This is a genomic window from Dehalococcoidia bacterium (assembly GCA_021295915.1).
In the GTDB taxonomy this organism is placed as follows: domain Bacteria; phylum Chloroflexota; class Dehalococcoidia; order Lucifugimonadales; family UBA1123; genus VXRN01.
In genome coordinates this window covers 25,012-43,802 of record JAGWBK010000017.1, presented here as the reverse complement: position 1 = coordinate 43,802, position 18,791 = coordinate 25,012, and the positions used below count along the sequence as shown (strand labels likewise).

At 59.9% G+C, this 18,791-nt stretch carries 16 protein-coding genes; 4 read left to right on the top strand and 12 right to left on the bottom strand.

What is annotated here, in order from left to right:
* Positions 1 to 16: 16 nt before the first annotated feature.
* From J4G14_06855 to J4G14_06845, 3 genes are all read right to left on the bottom strand, one after another.
* Entirely contained in the window at positions 17 to 1,243 is a 1,227-nt protein-coding gene (locus tag J4G14_06855; protein MCE2457520.1) for a c-type cytochrome, read from the bottom strand.
* Entirely contained in the window at positions 1,243 to 2,409 is a 1,167-nt protein-coding gene (locus tag J4G14_06850) for a c-type cytochrome (GenBank protein ID MCE2457519.1), read from the bottom strand. The genes J4G14_06855 and J4G14_06850 overlap by 1 nt, the downstream gene beginning before the upstream one ends.
* Before the next feature lie 245 nt (positions 2,410 to 2,654).
* A complete protein-coding gene (locus J4G14_06845) occupies positions 2,655 to 3,335 on the bottom strand; it encodes a PAS domain-containing protein (GenBank protein MCE2457518.1) in 681 nt (226 codons plus the stop codon).
* A gap of 676 nt (positions 3,336 to 4,011) precedes the next feature.
* Here J4G14_06845 and J4G14_06840 point away from each other — a divergent pair.
* The gene (locus J4G14_06840) at positions 4,012 to 4,275 is read left to right on the top strand and encodes a hypothetical protein (GenBank protein ID MCE2457517.1); all 264 of its coding nucleotides are present in this window, start codon (positions 4,012 to 4,014) and stop codon (positions 4,273 to 4,275) included.
* A gap of 17 nt (positions 4,276 to 4,292) precedes the next feature.
* Here J4G14_06840 and J4G14_06835 read toward each other — a convergent pair whose 3' ends face one another.
* From J4G14_06835 to J4G14_06810, 6 genes are all read right to left on the bottom strand, one after another.
* Positions 4,293 to 4,412, bottom strand: coding sequence for a DUF3574 domain-containing protein (locus J4G14_06835; GenBank protein MCE2457516.1), 120 nt, complete (start codon positions 4,410 to 4,412; stop codon positions 4,293 to 4,295).
* 4 nt (positions 4,413 to 4,416) lie between these two features.
* Positions 4,417 to 5,019 carry a carbonic anhydrase family protein gene (locus J4G14_06830; protein MCE2457515.1) on the bottom strand — a complete coding sequence of 201 codons (603 nt, stop codon included), beginning with the start codon at positions 5,017 to 5,019 and terminating at the stop codon, positions 4,417 to 4,419.
* A 93-nt stretch (positions 5,020 to 5,112) separates the two neighbouring features.
* A complete protein-coding gene (locus J4G14_06825; protein MCE2457514.1) occupies positions 5,113 to 5,835 on the bottom strand; it encodes a M48 family metallopeptidase in 723 nt (240 codons plus the stop codon).
* A gap of 5 nt (positions 5,836 to 5,840) precedes the next feature.
* The gene (locus J4G14_06820) at positions 5,841 to 6,245 is read right to left on the bottom strand and encodes a PIN domain-containing protein (protein ID MCE2457513.1); all 405 of its coding nucleotides are present in this window, start codon (positions 6,243 to 6,245) and stop codon (positions 5,841 to 5,843) included.
* Positions 6,242 to 6,469: an AbrB/MazE/SpoVT family DNA-binding domain-containing protein gene (locus J4G14_06815; GenBank protein MCE2457512.1), complete on the bottom strand. Its 228-nt coding sequence runs from the start codon at positions 6,467 to 6,469 to the stop codon at positions 6,242 to 6,244. Before J4G14_06815 ends, J4G14_06820 begins: the two co-directional genes overlap by 4 nt.
* Positions 6,470 to 6,538: 69 nt before the next feature.
* A complete protein-coding gene (locus J4G14_06810) occupies positions 6,539 to 8,338 on the bottom strand; it encodes a gamma-glutamyltransferase family protein (GenBank protein MCE2457511.1) in 1,800 nt (599 codons plus the stop codon).
* Positions 8,339 to 8,684: 346 nt separating this feature from the next.
* On the opposite strand from J4G14_06810, the gene J4G14_06805 reads away from it, so the two are divergent.
* From J4G14_06805 to J4G14_06795, 3 genes are all read left to right on the top strand, one after another.
* On the top strand, positions 8,685 to 9,602 hold the full coding sequence (locus J4G14_06805) for a hypothetical protein (GenBank protein ID MCE2457510.1): 918 nt from the start codon (positions 8,685 to 8,687) through the stop codon (positions 9,600 to 9,602).
* A gap of 590 nt (positions 9,603 to 10,192) precedes the next feature.
* Positions 10,193 to 12,652: an AAA family ATPase gene (locus J4G14_06800; GenBank protein ID MCE2457509.1), complete on the top strand. Its 2,460-nt coding sequence runs from the start codon at positions 10,193 to 10,195 to the stop codon at positions 12,650 to 12,652.
* 174 nt (positions 12,653 to 12,826) lie between these two features.
* Positions 12,827 to 13,657, top strand: coding sequence for an alpha/beta fold hydrolase (locus J4G14_06795; GenBank protein ID MCE2457508.1), 831 nt, complete (start codon positions 12,827 to 12,829; stop codon positions 13,655 to 13,657).
* A 145-nt stretch (positions 13,658 to 13,802) separates the two neighbouring features.
* On the opposite strand, the gene J4G14_06790 is transcribed toward J4G14_06795, so the two are convergent.
* The 3 genes from J4G14_06790 to J4G14_06780 form a co-directional block, all read right to left on the bottom strand.
* A complete protein-coding gene (locus J4G14_06790) occupies positions 13,803 to 15,143 on the bottom strand; it encodes an NAD(P)/FAD-dependent oxidoreductase (GenBank protein ID MCE2457507.1) in 1,341 nt (446 codons plus the stop codon).
* Between the two features lie 104 nt (positions 15,144 to 15,247).
* Entirely contained in the window at positions 15,248 to 16,318 is a 1,071-nt protein-coding gene (locus J4G14_06785) for a flippase-like domain-containing protein (GenBank protein MCE2457506.1), read from the bottom strand.
* A 244-nt stretch (positions 16,319 to 16,562) separates the two neighbouring features.
* Positions 16,563 to 18,776 (bottom strand): TIGR03663 family protein, encoded by a 2,214-nt coding sequence (locus J4G14_06780; protein ID MCE2457505.1) that lies wholly within the window; start codon positions 18,774 to 18,776, stop codon positions 16,563 to 16,565.
* Positions 18,777 to 18,791: the final 15 nt, after the last annotated feature.

Here is an 18,791-nt window from a genome sequence, read left to right as displayed (position 1 = left end):
CCCTCTTCTCGCTCCGTCACGGGCCCATTACCGCGTACTCGGGCATGTCAGGAGGCTGAATGATGATCGGGTCCCCTGTGACGCTGTGGAGGAATGCCACCACGTCTGCAATTTCGTCCGAGGTCAGGCCCAGTGGCCGTACCAGCGGGTCCAGGTTCGGGTTCTGGCCTCCGCCGTCGTTATAGAAATCCACGACCTCTGTCAGAGTCTCGAACACGCCGTTGTGCATGTAGGGGCCTGTCTGCCCCACCTCACGCAGCGGCGGGGTCCTGAACTTCCCCCTGTCGCTGTCCTGCTTGGTCGTGTAGTAGAGACCGAGGTCTCTGTCTGCGCTCCGGTACACTTCCTCAGTGACTCCCCTCGCCCGGTGCTGGAAACGAAGCGTTATCTGGCGCAGTGGATCAGACTCGAACGCGGGATTCTGGGGAACGCCGGTGTTGTGATAGCTCTGATCGGTGAGCAACGTGCCTCCGTGGCACACGATGCAGCGGGCCTTTCCAACGAACAGCTCCGCTCCACGCAGTGCGGCGTCTGACATCGCCTCCTGGTTGCCCCTCAGGTAGTTGTCGAAGGGGACGTTTCTGGAGTTGACCGTAGCTTCGAAGGCTGCGAGTGCGCGTAACGCATCATCGAACTTGGGCGACTCGGTCCCGAAAACTTCCTGGAATCTCTGTACGTAGTCCGGAATCTGCCTCAGGGTCTCTTCCGCCATGATCGGGTCCAGGTTACCCGCGATGTTGCCCGTCCAGGCAGACTTGGCCTGCGCCTCGAGGCTCGTCTTCTCACCGCCCCAGAACAGCTTTGCCTGGTAGCCTGTGTTGATGATGGTCTGTGAGTTTCGCCAGTGGAGCGTGCCCGGATAGCCGAGCGACAGCGCGTTGCCGTCACCCCAGCCGGCATTCGGCAGATGGCAGGTGGAGCAGGCGACAAACCCATCGCCCGACAGCCGGCGATCGAAGAACAGGATCTTCCCCAGCTCTGCTTTCTCTGAGGTCATGGGGTTGTCGTCAGGCATCGTGACCGGCGGCAGAATGCCGAGACCACGACTCCTGAGGTCGGCTGCCGACGGCCCTATACGAGGCCCCGCAGTAGGCGTCGGTTCAGGCGGCGGCGGAGTAGCCCGCACGTACGGGGTCGGAGCGGGTTCCTGGTCCAGTGCGAACACGAAGACTGACACGATCACCACGACCATAAAGGCAAGCCACCCGCCAAACAGGGCGAATTCAATACTCCGAGGGTTCATCAGTTCGCCCCCAGTGTCCGCAGTTCGTACATGGGAAGCTCAGGGATGTTCACGACCTCGGCCGGACTTGAAAGGCTTTCGAGGAACGACACGAGGTCGGCAGCCTCCGCGTCTGTAAGGCCGAGCGGGCTCAGAGCGGCGTCCTTGTTATCCGAAGTGCCTCCCCCTGCGTTGTAGAACTCAACGACCTCGCTGAGCGACTCAAATACACCACCGTGCATGTACGGAGCCGTCCTCGCCACCTCAAGCAGCGACGGAGTGCGGAACTTTCCCCTGTCGGCCTCGTCGGTAGTCAGGGCATAGAGTCCCGGGTCGTCACGCATGGTCACGAACTCGCTCACACCGAACATTCGGAAGAAACGCCTGAACGTGATGTGGCGCTGGGGGTCCTCGAAAATCAGGGAGTTGTCCGGGACGCCAAGGTTGTGAAATTGGCCGTCGGAGAGAAGGTCGCCGCTGTGACACTGAACACAGCCGGCCTTCCCCTCGAAGAGGTCCAGGCCTCGCCTCGCCTGAGTGCTCAGGGCGTCGGTGTCACCCGACTTGTAGGCAAGGTAGGGATTGTCGTCAGACGACTCAAGCGTCTGCAGGTAAGCAGCCACGGCGTTCAACACCTTGCCGTACGAGACCTCAGAACCGAAGACGCCCTTGAAGCTCTCTTCGTATTCGGGCACCTGGCGCATTCGCTCAACCAGCAGCCTTCCGTCCAGGCTCATGAAGTGGGCCTCGGCAATGTGATCGCGAACGACGGTCGCAAGATCTCCCTGCGCGAACCGGCCGTCCCAGTCATAGAACGGCATCTTGCTGGCATTAAGGAGTGTCGGCGTATTTCGGAAGTACGGGTTGCCCCTGCTGTACCCAGCGGAAAGCGGCTCCCCGTCCATGTATGCGTTGTTTGGATCGTGGCACGTTGCACAGGACGTGGACCCGTCCCCTGAAAGGCGTCCATCGTAGAAGAGAAGATGGCCGAGTTCGACCTGGGTGGCGGCCAGCTTCAAGTCAGGGGCTGCCTCGACGCCTCCAGCTGCCGACTCCCCCTCATCGGTGATAGAGCCGGAAGTGAGATAAACCGCCGAAGCACCCACGGCCGCCAGAACGACCGCAGCAAGGGCAATCGCGGCGGCGACTCTCTTGATGTTTACAGACACGTTGCTCTGAAATCCCATTCCCATGAGCTCAGATGGCGGAGTATTCCCGATACTGGGACATACTAGTACAGGAAGCGGGACAAGCAAATGCCACGGTTGTGCCAGATTTCGGGTGTGGGCCGGCTCCAGGTATGAAGCTGAGTTAACCAGGTAACTCGCTCAGTTCGCTGCGGTGGGCAGTCGGACCAGTCGACGTGGGCGTGTCCAGCGGCAATGTCGCGACAGTCCCTGGCGGCGAATCAGATCGATTGCCACCCCGGACATCAGTCGAGCTGCAGAATTCCCAGCCGCAAGGCATCGACCACGGCTTCGAGTCTCGTGTTCGCCCCCAGTTTGCTGCGGAAGTTGCGTATGTGATTGCGGACGGTGTGAGGACTGATGTGCAACTCCGCCGATATATCAGAGACATGACTGCCCAATGCGACAAGTCGCAGGACTTCCAGCTCCCGGGACGTTAGCGATGGCGTCTCAGATGGGGCCACATCGGTAGAGACCCGGTCCGACACGATGTCGTATCCGCCCTGGGATAGTTCATGCCTCACAGATTCGGCGGCCATGTCCAGTCCCTCGGGCTCCGGTCCGTCAGAAAAGAGATGGACAAGCAACGGCGGGTCATTCTGGCCGCCGCCGATAACCATTGGCGTTAGCGAGACCCACATTCTGCTGCCCGACGCGCACAGCATCTGCAATCTGAGGATGCCCGGTATCTGGCCCGACTGCAGGCATAGGATCGATGGGCAGCCAGCCAGGCACTCCGGAGTCAGGCTGCCGGCGGTTGTGCCTACCAGCACGTCGTAGCATCGACGCCCAAGAACCCGATCGGACGAGTACCCCAGTATCTGTTGAGCGCTCCTGTTCCAGAACAGAATGGTCTGCTCGACATTGACGGCGTATGCGCCAATGCTCGCAGTTGAGAGAGTCTCGAAAATTGATTCAGGGAACACCGTGGGCTGCCTCAAATGTGCTGTTGTATGGCGAGCAATCGAAGTGCCTCTTGCCTCTCTGGTGATTCTACTCCCCCTATTCTACCGAAAACTCAACAGTGACCGTGCGTTAGCTTGCGCCGTTCCCGCAGCGAACGAAAGTGGAAATTCAAATCTGGATACGCGATCACACACACCAAATGTCGAATTTAATCACCCACAGCAGCCACCTCAAACGGGCGATTCTCTCTAGGCGGCGAAAATCGCTGGCGTATAAATGGGATTACCACGGCTTCTGTACTTACATAAGTCGCGATTATCCCATATATGTCCACATGTAAACGTGTATCAATCAAAACCTAGCCATATTCCAAGAAAATTACAACGGGATTACTTATTTTACCCCTTGCAAACATCAATGTGAGATTATCTATAATGTTTGGCGACCTGGCCGCTCGTTGCTGAGTCTCTCCTCCCAACGAGCCTCCATATCGAGACCAGCCAACTTCGAAGGGGAGTTACGTAAATGGTGATCTCGTCGGCACATTCACCCGACACCAAACCTCAAGTTCGACATAGCATGTGCCCGCGCTGCGATACGTCCCTGGTTTCCAGATACGACGAACCGCAGTGTCTCCAGTGTGGGTACGTCGATTACAGCTATTCACCACCCACCCGGATAGGCAAGAGGAACCTGATGAGTTCCAGCACCCGCTATGTGTTCCGGTACATAGGCGAATTCCCGAAATTTGCCGAGACTCTGGCGCACGTTCAGGTGCGTCGACTGCGCAACCGGATCGTGTTCGGCGTAACATGCCCGTTCTGCGAAGAAGACGTGGACATGGAGCAGACCTCACTGAGCGGTAAGCGCAAGCAGATCCGTGAGGAGCGATACCGGTGTGAGTCCGGCCACCGTGTGTCACTGATCCCCCGCAAAGACGGCAGCATGGGGTGGAAGTAGAGCCGCCTGGAACAGGATTACTGGAACGAAACACAAGCGTCGGTCACAACCTGGAGCACAGACTCCTGGCTGAACCGGCGCTTGTACTCGTCAGAGATCTCGCCAATCCGGTAAAGGTGCGAGTTTAGGGAGAGCAGTCCGTCAGCTCATCCCTCGAGCCGTGATCTGCCGGCCGTTGAGCAGTTGAAGGGGACGGCTGTTGGTGCCTCCGCCTGTCAGAGCAGCAAGTTGCGCTACCTGATCAGCTGAGACCTCCAGAGCGTCTGCCATCACATGCCAGCGTACCCCCTCGGTGTAGGGAGGCGTGGTCAGCGAGCCGATGTAAGAGTAGTAGTCCCGACCTTCGGGCAGGAAGTCGGCTGCGCCCAGTCCCGAGGCTGGGAAGGTTGCTCCATCTTCACCGGGAGCGGCGTCGATGATCGCCTGAATTGCAGCATTGGCCTCGCCCTCGCGAAACAGCACACCTACCACGGCTATTCGATCTCCCTCGCTCCTGTGGACCAGGTGCATCTCCAGTGGGAAACGCTCGCCTTCAATCGTGTGCTCGCTGGGATTGTGAGAGTGGGCCTCGGCAACCTGGTACGAGCGCCCATCGAGAACGATGCCGCCGCCGTCTTCGTAGTTGACTTTAATGAACTCACCCGTGTTGGCAAGGTGGTCGGCACATCCACTGTACTCGAAGCACAGTGTTACCTCACCGCCGGAGACGAATCCCGTGATGTCGACAGGTGACTGCTGTTCCATTTTCTTCTTTACCCACCACTGCTGACTTAATGCTGAAAGAGTATTCTATTTCTAGGACGAATGCCTGGCTCAAGTCAATAGAGGCATGAGAGATCACACTTGAATATTCAGCCCTACTTCCCTGATGCGCTGTCGCCTCTGCTGAACGTCCGGCAGCACCTTCTTCACCAGCGCCCAGTAGTTGGCAGAGTGATTGTGGTGAGTCAGGTGGGCAAGTTCGTGAACAACGACGTACTCGATCAGCGACGGCTCCAGCATCATGACCCGCCAGCTGAATCGGAGCGTGCCATCTATGGAGCAGCTACCCCAGCGGCGTTTCTGATCACCAATCAGTATCCGTGATCTCTCTCGCTTGCCAAGCTTGTCCCACCACTGGTCGACGCTATCGGGAATACGCACATAGGCCCTAGCTTTGTACCACTCGGCTATAGCGCGATGAATTCCCTCGCGGCGTTCAACGACTGTCAATCCCCGGGGCGTGGATACAAGAAATCGCCAACGATCGAACTTCACACTCGATGACCGCACATCGGCAGCCTTCACCTCAAGTGAGACGCTACGGCCCATGTACGGCAGCTTCTCGCCACTGACGAATCGAAGCGCCTTCGACTTACGGGCCCGCTCCTCGTCCAGCCTCTCGATGATCCAGGGTGCCCGGCTGAGAACGAACTCGCGCAGCCGCTTGTCCGATGTCCTCCAGGGAGCAGCAACACGAACACCGTCGCCTCTCAGACTAATCTCGACGGTCTTCTTTCGACGCTTGCTTCTCCGAACGACGTACTCAATGGTAGTGTCGCCGTATTGGACACGGGCCAAGTCAGTCACTGACTTTCGGCGCCCTTCAGTTCGGGAAAGTAAGTGGCGAAGAAGCCGCGGTCTCGGGTGAGGAACACGTCGGCGACTGACATCGCGTGTGCGCCAATAAGAAAGTCGGCGATGATCCTTGTTCGGGGTCCACCTGCCCTACGATACTGCATCCAGCGTGATCCGGCCTGATACGCTATCGAAGTGTCGATAGATGAGACAACCGCATTAACTGCTCGCAATGACTCATCCAATTGAGAACGATCACGGAAGAAGGGGACGAGTTCCGCATACACAACATCGCACACGATGATGGCGCCAGTGTCGTAAGCGGCGCGAAGCCATGACTGTGACTGAATGTGGTTCGGTGAACCAGACCGAAATATGTCCATCAGGACATTTGTATCGACCGCGGTTATCACCTCCCGCGGATTTCCTCAATGTATTCGTCGATGTCGAGATCATCATCGACGACCCCATCAAGAATCCCTACGATGCGGTCAACCGGGTGCTCCGCTGCCGTACTCTTTTGAATGAGTAGGCCCTTCTCGGTTGGGGTGATTTCGACTTCGACGTTATTGGTCATCCCGTAGCGCTCTCTGAGGTGCTTAGGAATAGTTATCTGGCCTCGTTCTGATATTTTCATGATTGCTCCGGTATGAATTACATGTACATCTAATCATACCGCATTCTGTCGAGTGGCAGTCGTACCCCACTACCAGCCCATGGCGTAACCTATGTTGTTTTTGGCGGAGGCGGCGCCGGCTATGGTGCCGGTGTCGGAGTGGTAGCGGATGCCGAGGACCTTCCCGTTGGCCCAGTCGCCGGTCATCTCGATGTCGTGGCCTCGCTTTCGGAGCTCGTTGAGCGTCTTCTCTGGCAGGCGCGACTCGGCGACGACGCGTCCGGGGAAGGCGTGGCGCGGGTAGAACGACGACGGGAAGTGCGTTGTGTGGACTGTCGGCGCGTCGAGAGCCTCCTGGAGGTCCATGCCGAACTCGACATGGTTCAGGAAGAACTGGATTGTCCACTGCTCCTGGGAGTCGCCTCCCGGTGTGCCGAAGGCCATGAACGGGCCTCCGTCCTTCGTAGCTATAGTCGGAGTGAGTGTCGCGCGCGGGCGCTTGCGCGGCTCCAGCGCGTTGGGACGCTCGGAGTTCAGGTAGAACATCTGCCCACGGGTGCCCATCGGGAATCCCAGTCCCTTTACTATCGGGGATGAGCCGAGCCAGCCGCCGCTTGGAGTCGCGGCGACCATGTTGCCCTCGGCGTCCATGGCGTCCAGGTGTGTCGTGTCGCCGATGTGAGCGTGACCGAATCCGAGGTCCTTGATCTCCCTCGCTGCTACACCGAGAGCGCGGCGGTTGTCGTCTACCACGCTGATCGAGGTGTACTCGGGGACTCCGCCGCCGAGATCGCCGGGGCGAAGCTCGAGAGAGGCGACTTCGCCAATCTGCCCAGCCCTCATGTTACCGTACTCGCCTGACAACAGAAGGTCGAACGGGACGTCGTCTATCTTAGGATCGCCATAGTAAGCCTCGCGGTCGGCGAAGGCCATCTTGGCCGACTCGACCCATGCGTGCAGGTACTCAGGTGAGTTGTGTCCGTAGCCCTTGACGTCAAGCTCACGCAGGATGGCGAGCTGCTGCAGGAAGACGGGTCCCTGAGTCCACGACGAGCACTTGTGCACGTCGAGTCCATTGTATTCGATGGAGAGAGGCTCCTCGACGTCAGCGTGCCACTCGGCCATGTCCTCGTAGGAGAGCAGACCCTTGTGCTCCTCGCCGCTGGCGTCCTCGACCGGGTTGTCTTCCATGAACCTGATAATCTTCTCGGCAATTTCGCCCTTGTAGAAAGCGTCGCGGGCGGCCTCGATGCCGGCCACCCTGCCCCGGCCCTTGGCCTCGTCCTCTGCGCGGCACATGATCCTGAGCATCGCGCCGAAGTCGGGGTTGCGCTGAATCTCTCCTGTATTCCGCGCTTTCCCATTGTTCAGATAGATCTCGCCCGTGGTCGGGTAGAGGTCATTGAACTTGTCCTCGCTCAGGCCGATGCGGTTGCTCATGGTCTCGTAAACGGGGAAGCCGTGCTCGGCGAACTCGATGGTCGGCTGGAGAATCTCGGAGAAGCTCATTGTGCCGAAGCGGGCAACAGCAGTCGCCCAGGTGTCGACGGGAGCCGGGACTGTGGCAGGCAGGTAGCCGTCGCCGGGGATGAGGTCGATGCCGTTATCGCGGCACCAGTCGATGGTGAATGCCTTGGGAGACCACCCCATGCCGGAGATGGCGTAGGTCTTGCCCTCCCTGGCAGAGTAGATGAGGGTGGGGACCTCGCCTCCAATGCCGCAGCTCTGTGGCTCGAGCAGAGTCTCACAGATGCCCATAGCAGCAGCAGCGTCGATGGCGTTGCCGCCGTTCATCAGCATCCGCAGTCCGGCCGATGCGACGAGATAGTGTCCCGCCGTCACCACGCCACGGTTTCCCATGATTACGGGCCTGGTTGTGAAAGTCGCCATAGTGGGGTCTCCTTCCCTGTCGGCCCGTCTTGAGCGCGGCCCGATGGTTGGAGCAATCGTATATCGTGGGACGTGGTTTGGCTATAAGGCAGGACATAGAAACACCATCCCACGATGCTAAGCGAAGGCATCACGTACAGCCCGACCCACTGAGCAGCACCCTCCACCTATCACTGCCTCCTCCTAAATCAGAGAAATCCCCTAATCAGACGAAACACAGTACCGTCACACCGTACTCCGATATGGGGTCAGACAGTCCCCTTGACGCCCTCCATTCCACTCGCTATCATCGTCAACAGTACATATGTTCTCTTATTAATTCACTATTCGAAGATTCCCCATTCACATGGACCTATCCCAAAGAATCCAGGCCAAAACCGACAACGGCGACCTCATCATCGACTTCCTCACAGAAGTCATGACCGATGAGCTCGACGACTTCATGATGTGCCACAGGCTCCAGGCTACCCGGCTCCTCACGAAGTACGGCTGCAACTGCCGAGGACCCGCCCTGGCACAACGCAACGAGGGCATAGCCTTCATCCTCGACAACCCACGCGAGCCATCCCGACACAGCACAGACTCTAGCTCCTCAGACAACTCAGAGTTCGACCTCGCCCTAGCAAAGAAGATCCAAGAGTCCACCGACGACGGACGCACAGTCTGCCGCTTCCTGATCAACGTCATGGAAGGCCAACTCAAGGCATTCAAGCCCCACCACAGGCTCTCAGCAGCCAGAGAACTCCTCGAAAGAGGCTTCGGCAAACACGCAAACACGACCACCCACTCCTCAGAGCAAGGGCCCCCTCTCCCAGCGGGAGAGGGCTGGGGTGAGAGCCTGCCCCGTACCCGATACGGGGGAGAAAACCAGGAACACCAACCAGCCGTAGGGGCAGGTTTCAAACCTGCCCCTACACGCAGCCCCCAACCAACAAAATCACAGAAATCCCCTAATCAGACGAATCAGAGTTCAGACACCCCCACAGAAGACGACACCGACTGGTCAGCCTTCATCGAACTAATCACACCAATCCTCGAAGAAGACGATCGCATAAAGGCCGAACTCGCCAAACAGGACCCCGATCCAGACAACCCACCCTATGAACGCGATCTCTCCGCCTACGATCAGGCATGGGAGAACTCCGAGAAGTGGTTCTACGAGTGGAAGAACTCCCTCGACCCTGAGGAGTACGAGGCAATCGTCGCCAGGGAACTCGGCGAATTCAACGCGATGATCGACACCAAGATCGAACGCCGAAAGTAGATCAAAGCCGAACGCGAACGCCGGGAGAAAGCAGAAGCAGAGCAGCAGGCCCAGCAGGCCAAGGCCAGGGCGAAAGCCAAAGCAAAGGAAGAGGCAGAATCTGCCGCGGCCAAAGAGGAAGAAGACCTCGGCCCACCACCATCCCGGGAAGAGCACGAGAGGTGGTCTCCTACTCCAAGCATCCCGACCTCATTCAGGCTGGTTAACTGCGGACACCCAAAGTGCAAGCTGCACGACGGCCCCGTCTACTATCCAGAGGACGACCGCAGCAGCCCTTACTACTGGAACGTCCAACAGCCAACCAACTTTCGCACCTACCCGTTCTGACCCCGTCGGGGTCACTATCTATTGCCAAACTCCCAGCACCGGTCACAGAGCCCAATAACCCATGTCAAACACACGCCCACTGGAGCGCGAGGTCCGTGTGGGCGTGATGCCTGTTGAGCTGGTGGCCGAGGGGGGATTCAGAAGATACGGTAGAACTGCACCATAATTGAGTTGTTCTGTATCAAGTATATTGCTACAATAAAGACACGGAAACTTATGCCTTGATGCCTTTGGCTCAGGGCGTGAACACAGAGGTAGTGGACATGGTACTACGACCAGACAACTTCACGGAGCAGGCGCAGGAGGTGCTGCGGGAGTCGCAGGAGGTCGTGCGCAGGTATCGTCACCAGCAGTGGGACGCGGAGCACATTCTGATGGCGCTGCTGGAGCAGAAGGACGGCATCGCGCAGGAGCTTCTCGCGGAGCTCGAGGCACCGACGGACGCAATTCGTGCGAACCTGCACAGCGTTATGGACGGTGTGCCGAGGTCGGTGCAGCCGGCGACACAGATATTCATGACTCCCCGCGCGGAGGCGACGCTAAGTCGCGCCAAGGCCGAGGCCGACCGGCTCGGAGACGACTTCATCAGCGCGGAGCACCTACTCGTCTCTCTCACGCAGGAGCAGCAGGGTCCGCTGGCCCAGATTCTCAAGCAGTACGGAGTGGACACCGAGAGGGTGTACAAGGCGCTCCACAAGGTGCGTGGGAGTCACCGCGTGACAGACCAGAGGGCTGAGAGTCGTTACCGGTCTCTCGACAGGTTCAGCATAGACCTGACCGAACTGGCATCGACCGGTCAGCTCGACCCGGTCATCGGACGCGAGGCCGAGGTGGCACGCGTGATGCAGACGCTCATCCGGCGCACCAAGAACAACCCGGTGCTCATCGGCGGGGCTGGAGTCGGCAAGACGGCAATTGCCGAGGGCCTGGCGCAGTGCATCGTTTCCGGCAACGCGCCGGAGGAGCTGAGAGACCGTCGCGTGCTCGCGCTCGACATGGGCGCACTTGTTGCCGGCGCCAAGTTCAGGGGCGAGTTCGAGGAGCGCCTGAAGGCTGTCATGGACGAGATCCGGGAGGCCGAGGGCGAGATCATCCTGTTCATCGACGAGCTGCACACCGTAGTTGGAGCGGGAGCAGGCGAAGGCTCGATCGACGCATCAAACATGATGAAGCCTGCTCTCTCGCGTGGCGAGCTGCAGACGGTAGGGGCCACGACTGAGGACGAATACCGCCGTTACATCGAGAGGGACGCTGCGCTGGAGCGTCGCTTCCAGCCAGTGCTCGTCGAAGAGCCCGACCCCGAGGTCGCCATCGAGATGCTGAAGGGACTGCGGCCCAGGTACGAGGCACACCACAAGGTGAAGGTCGAAGACGACGCAATCGAGGCGGCTGTGAGGCTGAGCCAGCGGTACATCTCCGACCGGCTGCTGCCTGACAAGGCGGTGGACCTGATCGACGAGGCGGCGTCCAAGCTACGCATCGACTCGCAATCCAAGCCCTCAGACATCGTGGAACTGGAGGCGCAGATCCAGCGGCTGGAACACGAAGAGCTGGCAGCGTCGCAGCGCGCCGACTACGAGGAAGCCGCAGTGCACAAGTCAGAGAGGCTGCGGCTGCAGGAAGAACTCGGAATGGTGAATAGTGAATTTGGAATTGGGAACTCTGAGAGCGCGATGGTCGTGACTGCAGAGATGGTCGGAACACTCATCGCGACTTGGACCGGCATTCCTGTCGACCGATTGTTGGAGACGGAGGCCGAGAAGCTGCTCCACATGGAGGAGCGGATACATCATCGGGTCATCGGGCAGGACGCCGCGATCACCGCAGTCTCGGACGCCATCCGACGGGCGAGGGCCGGACTGAAGGACCCGAAGCGTCCAATCGGCAGCTTCATCTTCCTCGGCCCGACTGGGGTCGGCAAGACCGAGCTGGCCCGTGCACTGGCGGAGTTCCTGTTCGACGACGAGCAGAACATGGTGCGCGTGGACATGTCCGAGTACATGGAGAAACACACGGTGTCCAGGCTGGTCGGCGCGCCTCCGGGATACGTCGGGTTCGACCAGGGCGGACAGCTTACGGAGGCAGTGCGCAGGCGTCCGTTCAGGGTCATCCTGTTCGACGAGATCGAAAAGGCGCACCCGGACGTATTCAACATACTGCTGCAGATACTCGAAGACGGCAGGCTGACGGACGGACAGGGGCATACGGTGGACTTCCGCAACACGCTGGTCATCATGACGAGCAACCTGGGCACGGGTGTCGAGATCAGAGAGGCTGTAGGCTTCCTACGGGGCGCGAATGGAGAGACAGACTCGGCCAAGCGGAGGGCGGCGGTCGACGAGGCTCTGAAGCGCGTGTTCAGGCCGGAGTTCCTGAACCGCATCGACGAAACCATCGTGTTCGACCCGCTCTCCGAAGAGGAGACGAGGCAGATCGTCGATATCATCTTCGCCGAGGTCTCAGGCCGGCTGGCCGAGCACGGCGTCACGATCGACCTGAGCGACGAGGCGCGTGACTGGCTGGCTCGCGAGGGGTTCGATCGCACCTACGGCGCGAGACCTCTCAGGCGCGTGGTGCAGAGGTCGATAGAGAACCCACTGTCGAGGCTGATTCTCGGAGGCGAGTTTGTGTCAGGAGACCACATCCGAGCGGACGTGGCTGAAGATGGTGGACTGTCTTTCGAGAAGGTCGAGGAGGGCGAGCCTGTGCTGGTGGGGGTATAGTTTTTTCATATCAATTAAGCGCTATAACGAGGAGACCTTTGAGTAACGTCGTCATTCCCGCGAAAGCGGGAACCCAGGGGGATGGGTGGTGCATACTAGCTTGGAATCAAGTCGTTTTCACCCTCACCCCAGCCCTCTCCCATCAAGGGAGAGGGAGCAAGATGACTATTTGACTTGAACTTTCCAGGTGAACAGAAAGACGCTGTGGTCAGGGGCGTGCGGGTCCGGTATATCGAGGCCGGAGAGGGCACGCCTCTGGTGCTGGTGCACGGGCTGACCTCGTCTAAGGTGGCGTGGCGCGAGAACATCGAGGCGCTTGCGGAGCGCCATCGTGTGTACGCTGTCGATCTGCCGGGACACGGCGACTCTGAGAAGTACGACCTCAACTTCGACTCGGCGTTCATCGTGGGGTTGATGAGGGAGTTCGTACTGGGCCTCGGACACGAGCGGGTGTCGATGGCCGGCATCTCACTCGGTGGGGGCGTCTGTCTGTTCACCGCGCTGGAGCACCCGGAGATGGTGTCGAAGCTTGTGCTGTGCGGCAGCGGCGCGCTGGGGCGCGACATAGCAATGGTCATCCGGCTTGCGTCTCTGCCACTAGTCGGGGAGTTCATGCTTGGTGGGCCGTTGGACAACGTCGGCGCCATGACTCGCAAGTGCTTCTACGATAAGAGCCTGGTGCCCGACGAAGTGGTCGACGAGCTTCGACGCACGAACGGTCTTCCGGGAGCGCAGGAGGCTGCGTTGTCGATCATCCGCAAGTACATCAGCGTGTGGGGAGTTCGGAGTCCTTACGTCATGACGGCGCGGCTGCAGGAGTTGGCCATGCCTACGATGCTGTTCTGGGGTGCGGATGATGAGATCATCCCGGTGGAGCATGCGCGCCGGGCTGAGCAGTTAATCCCGGGGGCGGGACTGCATGTATTCGAGAGGTGCGGTCACTGGCCTCAGATGGAGCAGTCGGAGGAGTTCAACAGGTTGATGTTGGTGTTCTTGGAGGGGTGATAGCGGCGCAGGGTGGTGTCGGCCCCTTCCCACCCCAGTGGATTCCCCCCTTCCACGGGAATGACGGTGGAGGGGCTGGACTTCGGACCGTGGTGGAATGAAGGCTTGACTTCTCTGGGACGGTGGGGGTTGAGTCAGGTGGCCCTTATTGCAAATCTTCCATCATCATGCGGGCGACCTGGCGGCCCATGCGGACGCTGTAGTTGGTGCCCCTGTCTTCGGGGTAGATCTGGGTGGTGTTGGCGAGGTAGACGCCCTCGAACGGGGTGCGGTGGCTCGGGATGTGCTGAGAGTAGTTGACTCCGATTACGGGCTGGGCGCCGTCGACCCTGTGGTGGTAGCTGCGCTCGATCCAGTCCAGCTCGAACTCGGGGTTAACCTTCTTGAGGTGGGGGAGGTACTCGTCGAGCAGGTCCTGGTGCTCCATCCTGTACAGCGGATGGTCGATCGTCAGGTAGTTGGACAGGTAGACGATGTGCTTTCCACCGTAGTGCTCGGGGCCGATCAGGTTGGTGTGCTCGATGACGCCGACGAAGGGGATGGACCTGTCGGCGACGTTCAGCCAGTAGACGTGGGACAGCGGCCTGTCCAGCACGAGCACGATCAGCACCGCGGACATGTAGCGGGCTCGGTCGAGCCGGGCCTGGTAGTCGTCCGGCAACGTCGGAACGAGCCTGGTGAAGACTGGCGACGGGGTCGTGGCAAGAACGGCGTCATACGGACGGGTCTCAGACCCGCCCCTACCGTCTGAGGCGTTATCACCCATCTGGACCTCGACGCCCTGGACTTTGCCGTCTTCGACGAGGATTCGGTTCACGGAGGCGGAGGTTTGGACCTCCCCGCCGAGACCGCGAATCTTGTCGGCGAGGGTGTCGAACAGGAGCCCGAAGCTGCCCATAGGGTATCCGAGCTTCTCCCGAACCATGCTCTTGCCGCGCGACGCGACGCGGGTGTTGATCTTGCCCCACACCCAGGCCATCGTGACATCCCGGTAGTAATTGTCGCCGAACTTGCCACGGAGCATGGGTTCCCAGAAGGCGTCGTAGACGCTCTGGCCGCCGTGGCGTCGGAGCCACTCGTCGGCGGTGACTCTTTCATACTTACGCCAGTCCTTCTGTCGCTGGAGGTACAGCGTGGTCAGACCGAGGCGTATTCGGTCGGGAATGCTCAGGGGTTTGAACTTGAGGAGGTCTACGGGTGTGACGAAGTCGTAGATCTCGCCGTCGTGCAGGGTGCCGACGGTGGAGTCTATCCAGCGGATGGTGTGGCCGAGTCCGATCTCGTCGACGAGGTCGGTGATGTCGGTGTCGGAGGTGAACCAGTGGTGGTAGCCGCGTTCCAGGCGTTCGCCGCCAACGTCGAACGTGGAGGCGTGGCCGCCGATGAAAGGGGCGCGCTCATAGACGACGGCGTGGTGGCCTGCCTTCAGGAGGTCGTAGGCGGCTGGGAGGCCGGCGGCTCCGGCGCCGATTATGGCTACTCGCATGGTGTCAGTATCGTAGGCTTGGACCCTGCCATTTCACCCTCACCCCAACCCTCTCCCGTCAAGGGAGAGGGGCTGTTGGTTGGCATACAAAGTTGATGGCACACCTATCTACCTCTGTCAGTCCGTTCCGCGGGTTGGTCATCACGGCGTTGGCCCTCGCGGGAGAGGCGTCTCAGGGAGACGTGGGCCGTCCACAGGAAGACCTGGCCGAGAATGATCATCGGGAGCAGTATAACGGCGTGGACTACGACGGCGAATCCGGCGGCGGCAGGCCTCGCGACGTTGGACAGCGGACTCAGTACGAGTGTCTCGCGCGCGATGATCTCGAAGAGTCCAAGTCCGCCAGGGGCAGCGGGCACGGAGGCGCCGATGTTGGTTATCGAAGTAACCAGGACCATGTTGGCAGCCATTTCCCAGAGGTTGGAGTGAGTCTCCTGGATTCCGAACGGGAAGGCCATTATCCAGAATACGGCAGCCTCGGTCAGCCAGATCGGTATGGACAGCACGAATAGCACCGCGAGCTTGCGAGGATCGCGCAGGGGCTCCAGTCCCTGCAGCAGCATACCTGTAAGCGATTCCGCCAGCGATCTCAGCCGGTCTGGCAAGGGCCGGGCGACAAACAGGGCGAAGGCCTGGGCGCGTGCCGGGTAGAGCGCCAGCAGTACCAGCGCTCCGAAGGCAGTTACGAACGGGAGGGTGAATCCGAGAATGAGAACAATCTCCGGGACTCCGAAGCGCTCTCCGAAGGACTGGACGAGTCCGGTAACCGGGAAGAACAGGGCGACGACCGCGACGAAGAACAGGAGCGTCAGGGCGTCGAAGATGCGCTCAACCAGAACGGTCACGAGTGCTGAGGCCTTGTTGATGCCCTCGCGCTCTCCGACGTAGTAGCTGCGGACGAGCTCTCCTACACGCATCGGAAGCAGGTTGTTCACCATGTACCCAATGGTCACCACCGGATAAAGCCTCATCGTGCTTACGGGCTTGAGGTGCCGCAGCATCACAGTCCAGCGCATCGAGCGGAAGTAGACTGACAGCAGGTACATCCCTACGGCAGGTATCGTGAACCAGTAGTTTGCGCCGCTCAAGGCCTCCAGCATACGCCGAACATCGACGGTAAATACAAACACCAATAACAGGGCGATGCTGATTCCTATGCCGATTAGGTACTTCATGTAGGTGTCAGTTTAGCGGTGTTGGTGAGGGGATGTCAGGGGTAGGTATTCACAAACCGTCATTCCGGCGGAGGCCGGAATCCAGAGGATGGGGATGTCCTTCGACAAGCTCAGAGCCTGCGCCGGGATTGATCCGGTGACGAACGAACTGTCCGTTCACCTATCCCTCTATGCTCAGGGAGAGGGGACTATTGGTGGACAGGCCATCATGGCAGAGGGAGTATGTCGGAGGTCAATCGGGGGATTACGGGGATGCCCTGTAGTCGAGGGGAACGTCGGCCTTGAAGTAGAGGTAGGAGTCTTCGCTGCCAAGACGATCGCGGATTCCCTCACGGTTCAGCCAGTAGTCCATCGCTCTGCGCCAGGAAGACCTGTCGAAGAGGGCTCCGACGAACCTGGATGGGGTGAGTTCACGGTAGATGTACTCGGGGAACCACCAGCGATGCCTGACGCGCTCTGCCCTGCCGTAGAGGTCGGCCAGTCCCTCGTCGGCAGAGTCCCGGTTGTTGGAGTGCACCACGACCACAGGTTCACTGGGGGCAGACTCGAACGAGTCCGAGTTGTACGTCGGGAAGCGCACGCTCGTGGTGTCGCGGAAGTACCAGGCCCAGGGCCATGAGAACCCTGACGTGCCGTCGATGGCGACCTCGACCGTGCCCTCCTGTTCCGTCTCACGGATGGAATCGAGCAGCCGCTTCACGTCAGGAGAGGTCTGTGTGTAGACGATCATCTCGACGGGGACGTCGCCGTTGCGATACGAGGCGATGGCGCCTGCCCTCACCGACAGCACGAGCAGAATCGCAGCGACCATCAGAAGCGAGATGCTGGCGACGTTCACCTTGCCCATCGCGCGAGACATGAACACAGCCATTGCGACCATACCTACGGCCATCACGGCGAGGAGGACCTGGATTCCGACGTCCATGAGTGTGTTGCCCGTGGGGTTGTAGAACGCGAGGTTCCACAGGAGGACGATGAACAGAGGTACGCCCGGTATCAGCAGGTATCCGCTGTGCTCGATTACCTTGCGCCACTCTATGCGTTTGGCAACGTCGGACAGGAACATGCCGGTGAGCACGATGAAAGGCAGAGCGATGTTGACCAGGAGCCACGGCATCTTCTCGCTGGCGATCGTATAGAGCAGGAACGTGGTCACAGGCCAGTAGACCAGGAATGCGCTGAACGTGTTGCGGCTGCGAAGGAAGTAGATCATACCTACTATGCCCACGAAGAAGGGCAGGAACTCGTACACGGAGGTCGTGACGAAGTAGTAGTACCAGGGCTGACCGCCGCGACCCTCGCCCTGCTGGACGATCCAGTAGCCCAGAGCCTGCCAGATGCCGCTCTTTATGCCGCCGTAGAAGTTGGTGAGGAACGTGGTGTAGAGCAGCGTCCAGATCGTGTAGAAGACCAGCGCGCATCTCCACCACACGGACCAGTTCCACCGGTACCCGATGTAGGCGGAGAGGGCGAAAATGCCGACGACGATCAGGAAGGCGATGACGTTACCGCCGCCGATGGGGTCGCCGATCCTAGCGCTGCCTTCGGGGGCAGCAATCACGAGGCCGGTCCAGCTGAACAGGAAGGTGTCCTGAAGAATCGCGCTGAACGCGGACCAGAGGGGCAGCGTAACGGCTATCAAGAAGACCACAAAGGCCGCAGGACGGGACAGGTCCGCAAGGTCGATCTTCTGGTACCTGTCCGAGTTCCAGAGGGGGCGCAGCACTCGCCATATCGCGACTGGAGGAGAGACTCCCTGTACCTCCACCGGGCGAAGCGCGGTACTTATGTAGGGTCGTGCCGCCAGCAGGAGACACCAGAGTCCGAGAGTGCCCACCACCAGGTAGGCCGACTCCTTTGTGGCGAATGCGAGAGCGAGCAGGCCGGCGGCGATGTACAGGTAGCGATTGCGAGCCTCGTCCAGGTATTTCCACATGCACATGACCAGGCCGAAGGTCCACACGGCCATGAGGATGTCGTTGCGGGCGAAGCGGCTGAAGTACAGGATCGCCGGCGATGCGAAGAGGAGAAGCGAGACCGTGAGGGCTCCGACTCGTCCCAGCCTCTCTCTGAACAGGAGCGGCATTGCGATCAGTACGGTGCCCATGATCGCGTACAGGAGGCGAGCGGTGACATCGCTGTCGCCGAAGACAAGGAACAGGGCGGCGTTCGCCTCGAACTGGAACGGCCCGTGCATCATCGGGTTGTGGATGTACTCAGAGCCGTTAAACAGGTTCCAGGAGTACAGAGCGTGGAGACTCTCGTCGTGGTGCATGGCGCGCGCGCCAAGCTCCCACAGTCGCATTCCGAATCCGACCAGAATGAGCGCGGCGTAGCCGACGGCCTCCCACCATCGGATGTCTACCAGCTTAAAGCTGGACATATTGAGCAGCCGACGGACACCCCTCACGTCAGGGGCAGGCGACTCTTCAGGTGTTGCAATTGCTATGTCGGCCATTTTCTCGGTGGCAGG